Source organism: Blautia sp. OM07-19 (genome assembly GCF_003481595.1).
Classification (GTDB): domain Bacteria; phylum Bacillota; class Clostridia; order Lachnospirales; family Lachnospiraceae; genus Blautia_A; species Blautia_A intestinihominis.
In genome coordinates this window covers 1-5,055 of sequence record NZ_QULA01000068.1, presented here as the reverse complement: position 1 = coordinate 5,055, position 5,055 = coordinate 1, and the positions used below count along the sequence as shown (strand labels likewise).

At 44.6% G+C, this 5,055-nt stretch carries 5 protein-coding genes; all 5 read right to left on the bottom strand.

The annotated features are described in order from the left end of the window. Positions 1-277 precede the first annotated feature (277 nt). Positions 278-769 (bottom strand): nucleotidyltransferase domain-containing protein, encoded by a 492-nt coding sequence (locus DXC01_RS19660; RefSeq protein WP_009263190.1) that lies wholly within the window; start codon positions 767-769, stop codon positions 278-280. Between the two features lie 386 nt (positions 770-1,155). Next, positions 1,156-2,265 carry a relaxase/mobilization nuclease domain-containing protein gene (locus tag DXC01_RS19650; RefSeq protein WP_055166537.1) on the bottom strand — a complete coding sequence of 370 codons (1,110 nt, stop codon included), beginning with the start codon at positions 2,263-2,265 and terminating at the stop codon, positions 1,156-1,158. After that, positions 2,226-2,546, bottom strand: coding sequence for a MobC family plasmid mobilization relaxosome protein (locus DXC01_RS19645; protein WP_009256578.1), 321 nt, complete (start codon positions 2,544-2,546; stop codon positions 2,226-2,228). Before DXC01_RS19645 ends, DXC01_RS19650 begins: the two co-directional genes overlap by 40 nt. Positions 2,547-2,550: 4 nt before the next feature. Further along, on the bottom strand, positions 2,551-2,712 hold the full coding sequence (locus DXC01_RS20415; protein ID WP_004614779.1) for a hypothetical protein: 162 nt from the start codon (positions 2,710-2,712) through the stop codon (positions 2,551-2,553). Positions 2,713-3,568: 856 nt separating this feature from the next. Next, positions 3,569-5,055: hypothetical protein (locus DXC01_RS19630; protein WP_330427720.1), on the bottom strand; the 1,487-nt coding region annotated here is incomplete at its 5' end.

Genomic DNA, 5,055 nt, shown 5'->3' with positions numbered 1-5,055 from the left:
CTAATCTTATCAATGAGTTTTTTTTACCTTTTTCCGTCAAGTATAAGGGAGTGCCTTTTGAGTGTCAATATCTACACCTCACTCCCTCTCGCCTTGACCGCTAATCTTATCAATGAGTTTTTTTTACCTTTTTCCGTCAAGTATAAGGGAGTGCCTTTTTGATGTCAATATCTACACCTCACTCCCTCTCGCCTTGACCGCTAATCTTATCAATACATTTTTGCACCTTTTTCTTCGTACCGACAAACTGCAATTTATCTTAGAAATTACAGCGATGTTATTTTGATAAACTTTCAAGAATTGAAATATCATGCTTATCTTTATCTCTTAATTCATAACCTGAATGGAAAACTTTTTGGCCTTTTAAAGATATACAAGGAATTGTTTTGCCTTCAAAAAAAACACTACCAAAGTAATCTTTTTCAAACTCATACCATCCACCCTCTAAATCAGCTTGTTTTGAAGTTCCGTCCTCATTTAAAACGAACGGGTGAATGTCTAAGTAACCAAGTTCATCACTATATAACTCTATTCTAACCGGTTTCCAGTCTGTATCAATTTTATAGCCCAGATTCAAAAGCACATTTAACAATTTTTCCGTATGTTGAGCATCAAAATTTATATCTATATCTCTATGAATTCTTGTTTGTTTACCAGCTAAAATATCTACACCCCATCCGCCATCCAACCAGTATGTAATTCCAGTATTTTCGAATAATTCTATTACTTTCATTAAATCTTCTTTTGTTGTTATTTCTTTTCTACCCATACAAAGTCTCCTTTACAACTTCTATATAATTGTTTAGTTAAGTCAATATCAATATCTAATTGCCAAGGCTCAAAATCAAAAATCATGGTCATCACACTCCTTTTTAAAATTCTAATTTATCGATTTCTTTTTACTTACTAATCATACCATACAACAGCATAAGAAACACTAAAATATTGCAGACCATACCGCCCCAAAACAGGTACAACTTCAAGCCCTCATATCTAAAAAAACTGTTCTTACTTTCCTCAAGCTCCCGGATCTTCTGCTTCATCACGCTCGTAAGTGTATCAGACTGCTTCTCAAGAAGCTTTGTAGCCCTCTGTATAGCCTCTATATTCGCCTGTAACGCCTTTCTAACCTCTTGGACGGTGTTTTCCTTAACCTCATCTTTCAGGCTCCCAATCTCGCCCGATATAGCGTCTTGAAGCAATTCGTTGCTGTTCTTCAGCAGCTCTACGCTCTGCTTCAGCTCGCTGATGAGCTTCCTGTTCTGCTCTGCGTCTCTCTGCCTGTTCTGCTCTGCCCTCACTTGTTCTTGATTTGACTGCTTCATCAATTCCTCGCAGTTCTCGCTCGACATCGCCAACGCTTCTTTGAGCAGACTGTTTTCCAGCTCTGTCCGGCTCTGTCGGTTTAACTCTTGAAGCTGCTCTCTTGGACTGCTCTGCTTCTGCTGTTCGTGCATTTCTCTCAAACTCATGCTCCATACTCTCCTTTCCAAAATCCATATTGTAGTATTTTTCCAGCTTGTTATCCCTGATTTTACAAGCCTTTTCTCCTGCCTGTTCCCTGGCTAAGTCGGTATATGTGATGTACTTGTGGCTGTCCTGCCAGTCCACCCCGTACCCTCTTTCATTCATCAGCCGGATAAAGGTTTCCCGGCTGGTCGCTGTTTCCTTACAATCCAGCACCGCAAGGGCAATATCCTGCACATAGCTTTTGACCTTTCCCTGCTCTGCCTGTTTCAAAAGCTGGTAGGTGTCTTTGCTCCATGCCACCGTTTCTTCCCGGACTTCTCCAGCAAATGTCTTTCCTTTCTCCGGCACATGCAAGCCCTGTTCCCAGCTCTGCTCGTTGCACCGTTCCTTTAAGTCTTTAAGGTCGTGCTTACTCCATTGGAGCTTATGACCGTTCTCATAATTTACGGAATTGACAATAAAGTGCGTGTGTATATGCCCCTTGTCTATATGCGTGGCTATCAGAACTTCATGCCCTTTCCATGCCTTTGTATGCTCTGCCAGCTCGACAGCGTTCTTGTGAGCCTGCTCCGGGGTTATTTCCTCGTCCTCATGGTAGGATTGCACATAATGCTTATAGGTTCTTCCGTCCGTCTTGCCCCACAGCTCCTTTGTGGCTTGCATTTCCTCCTTGACCGTCTCCGGCTCACAATGCAGACCGCTGACAAGCTTCTCCTCTGTCTTTTCTTTTTTCGTCACATAATCTATTGCGTGCCCTATGCCCGCCTTTGAAGATACCGCCTTAATGACTGCCATACTTTGTTCAGCTCCTCTCCATGCTTCCGCACTTCCGCTTCACTCGGCAACATTCCCCCCTCATTACACCTCTTTGCTATTTGGTTGAGGTTGTTCCCTATCCGTTTCAGTTCCGGGATAAGTTCTTTGATACCGTCCGTATTCACGATCTGCTTCTCCAGCACACAGGAAAGGATATACTCCTGCTGGTTCTTTCCACTCTCTGAAATCTTCTCCTGCAACTGCTGGTATTCTTCTTCACTTACTCGGAATGATAACTGCTTTGGTCTTGTCTTGTTCATGCCCTTACCACTCCATATCCATGACATCAAGTAAGTCAAAGAAACGCTCCAGCGTCTTATTTTCCTTTTCTGCCGGGTTCTGTTTTACATATTTATCAATTACTTTCATCAGCTCCTGCACCTCGTATCTGTACTCAAACTGAATTTTATCCATTTCTTTTTTCATGCCTTTGACCTCTCTTTCTTCGGTGCTACCACCGTCAAATTATGAGCCTTTCGGCTCTCTAAAAAGGGGGATTGAAGGGGGGCTTGCCACCCTCACAAGTTCTAAAGTGGTAACACTTTAGGGAACTTGCAATATATCCGCTACACATATTATAGCATGATAGACACCCTATATCAAGCGGATATATTCGTGCGTATATTCTGCCAAGAATATAGTGGAGCTTACTTCCTCTTGGGCGACTTTGGAAGTGTAGGTGGAAGAAAGTCAAGGGCTTGTTTTTTATCTGCAGTATGAGCTTCGGCTTGCCGATCAGCGAGTACAGCAGATAAAAAATGGTCGCAGACCACCCTTTACTTTCTTCCGCCGGAACGGACAATGAAGCACAGGGGGAAGTAACGGAACGGATGGACAGCCGTTTTCCCCTCCGGCATTATAGCCAACAAAAAAGAGTATCAAGGGTAAACGCTGCGGTCTATGACCGCCCTTGACACTCTTTTCCTTATGGCTTTGATAATAAACAAGGGGAAATGGCTTCTTGTGGCATTTCTGCCACTATGGTATAATGAGCGACGCTACCACCCCTATACAGGTACAGAAAGGGGGTGTGCCACCATGAGTATATTTTCGTCTTTCTTACTCTCTGTCTTGGCAAGTGTAATCGCCTACTACATCTGCAAATGGCTGGACGGAGATAAATAGGCGGTAGCCAGCCTAAGGAATAAGCCACCTTGCCACAACGGAATAGAAAAGCCCCGGAGTTGCGACCTCCGGGGCTTTTTGCGTGCCACAATGAGCACTTTCGTCTTTCTTGCCTACTGGCATTATAGCATATGCCTTTCGGCATTTCAAGTATGCCCTACTTCCACCACTTGTAAACGGTGGGCTTGCTCAATCCTGTCTCTCGAATGCAGTCCGCTTTCTTTCCTGCTGGGTGGCTCTCCTGCCATTCTCTGACTGTCTGCTCCGCTGTTCCACTCCCTTTTGGTCTACCCTCTTTTACTTCTTCTCCTAACTGCTTTTTTAAAGCTTTCATAGTATTCATAACCTTTACATGGTCTTTTTGCTTTCTGTAATTCCGCTTATTTGCTGGTATCGTAACCTTTGTGTTGTCCTCTATCCATTCCCGGCTTGCTATCGTTGACAGCCTTTTTCTGTCCCCTTTCAATGCCCGGAGAGCGTCTTTCACATCTGCCCGGCTGAAATGGTTGTCCTCGTCCTCGGTAAGGCTCTCTAAATGGTCCAGGAACGCATAGGCGTCTCTCCGTATCTTCTGCTCGGATATGCCACACTTCAAGCCATAAGAGCACAACGCCATAATAGAAAAGTAACGCCCTCCGGCTTTCACTTCCTCGGTTATTTTCCGTTTCCACCACTCATATAAAGCTTCGTTACATACCCACGTACCGCCCTGCTTCTTACTTTTCTGCTTCGGCTCTCCCTGCACGATCCGCTTCTCATACCATTCCGGGTACAGCTCCTTTGCTTCTTCCAGCGTAACGGTACTTTTTCTTCTCGGCTTCTCGTACAACGGAGCAAGGTCTACCTTACAGCTCGGTATGCTGGCTTTTATGTCCTCCAGCGTGTAACGGTTCTCTGACAGCTTATAGGCTTTTACTGGGAAATCTACACCCAGCTTCGACTGACTCCCCACACACCGGAAACCTTGATAAATTCCGGTTATATCCGGGCTGTCCGGACGGATAGAGCTGGTATCATTCCATAGCCGCCGAATAAAGGCTTCTTTCAGCTCCGCAAGCACTTCTTCCCGGTTTCGATACAACTGAACCGGCTCCTGCAAGAAATAGTAAAGATGTACCCCCTTGCCGGAGCTGACAAGATAAGTCGGACGAAGCTGCACACCATTCCCAAACTGCTTCAACAGGTTCTTTAACTGCTGTTTGCCTACATAATCCACGTCCACCACCACCGCAAACAGCTCATGAGCGTTCTCTTTCGTGTGTGACTTTCCGTAAAAACTAATAGGCGGTATCAGCCCAAACCTATCTCCTATGACCTTATCCAGCATTTTCAGACTATCATCAATTACCCACTGCCGGGTTCTTCCTTTGCCAGACGGTCTAATCTGTGTCGCTATAATATTACCTTTTCCGTCCTCCGGCTCTTGCTGGAGACTGCCAGCCGGAAACAACTCCCGATAGAAATCATGAGGACTTACTTCCGGGTATCCCCTCTCCAACATAAGGGCTTCTTTCTCCCGATAAGCAGACTTCCACTCATACCCTCTTTTATCTCTCCTTTTGGTGTATTTTGCCATAGTCTTTTGCACCTCACTCCCTCTCGCCTTGACCGCTAATCTTATCAATGAGTTTTTTTTACCTTTTT

Excerpts from the sequence above, each read along its gene's own strand:
- DXC01_RS19660 (WP_009263190.1), bottom strand. The coding sequence starts at position 769 with ATGGGTAGAAAAGAAATAACAACAAAAGAAGATTTAATGAAAGTAATA.
- DXC01_RS19650 (WP_055166537.1), bottom strand. The coding sequence starts at position 2,265 with ATGGCAGTCATTAAGGCGGTATCTTCAAAGGCGGGCATAGGGCACGCA.
- DXC01_RS19645 (WP_009256578.1), bottom strand. The coding sequence starts at position 2,546 with ATGAACAAGACAAGACCAAAGCAGTTATCATTCCGAGTAAGTGAAGAA.
- DXC01_RS20415 (WP_004614779.1), bottom strand. The coding sequence starts at position 2,712 with ATGAAAAAAGAAATGGATAAAATTCAGTTTGAGTACAGATACGAGGTG.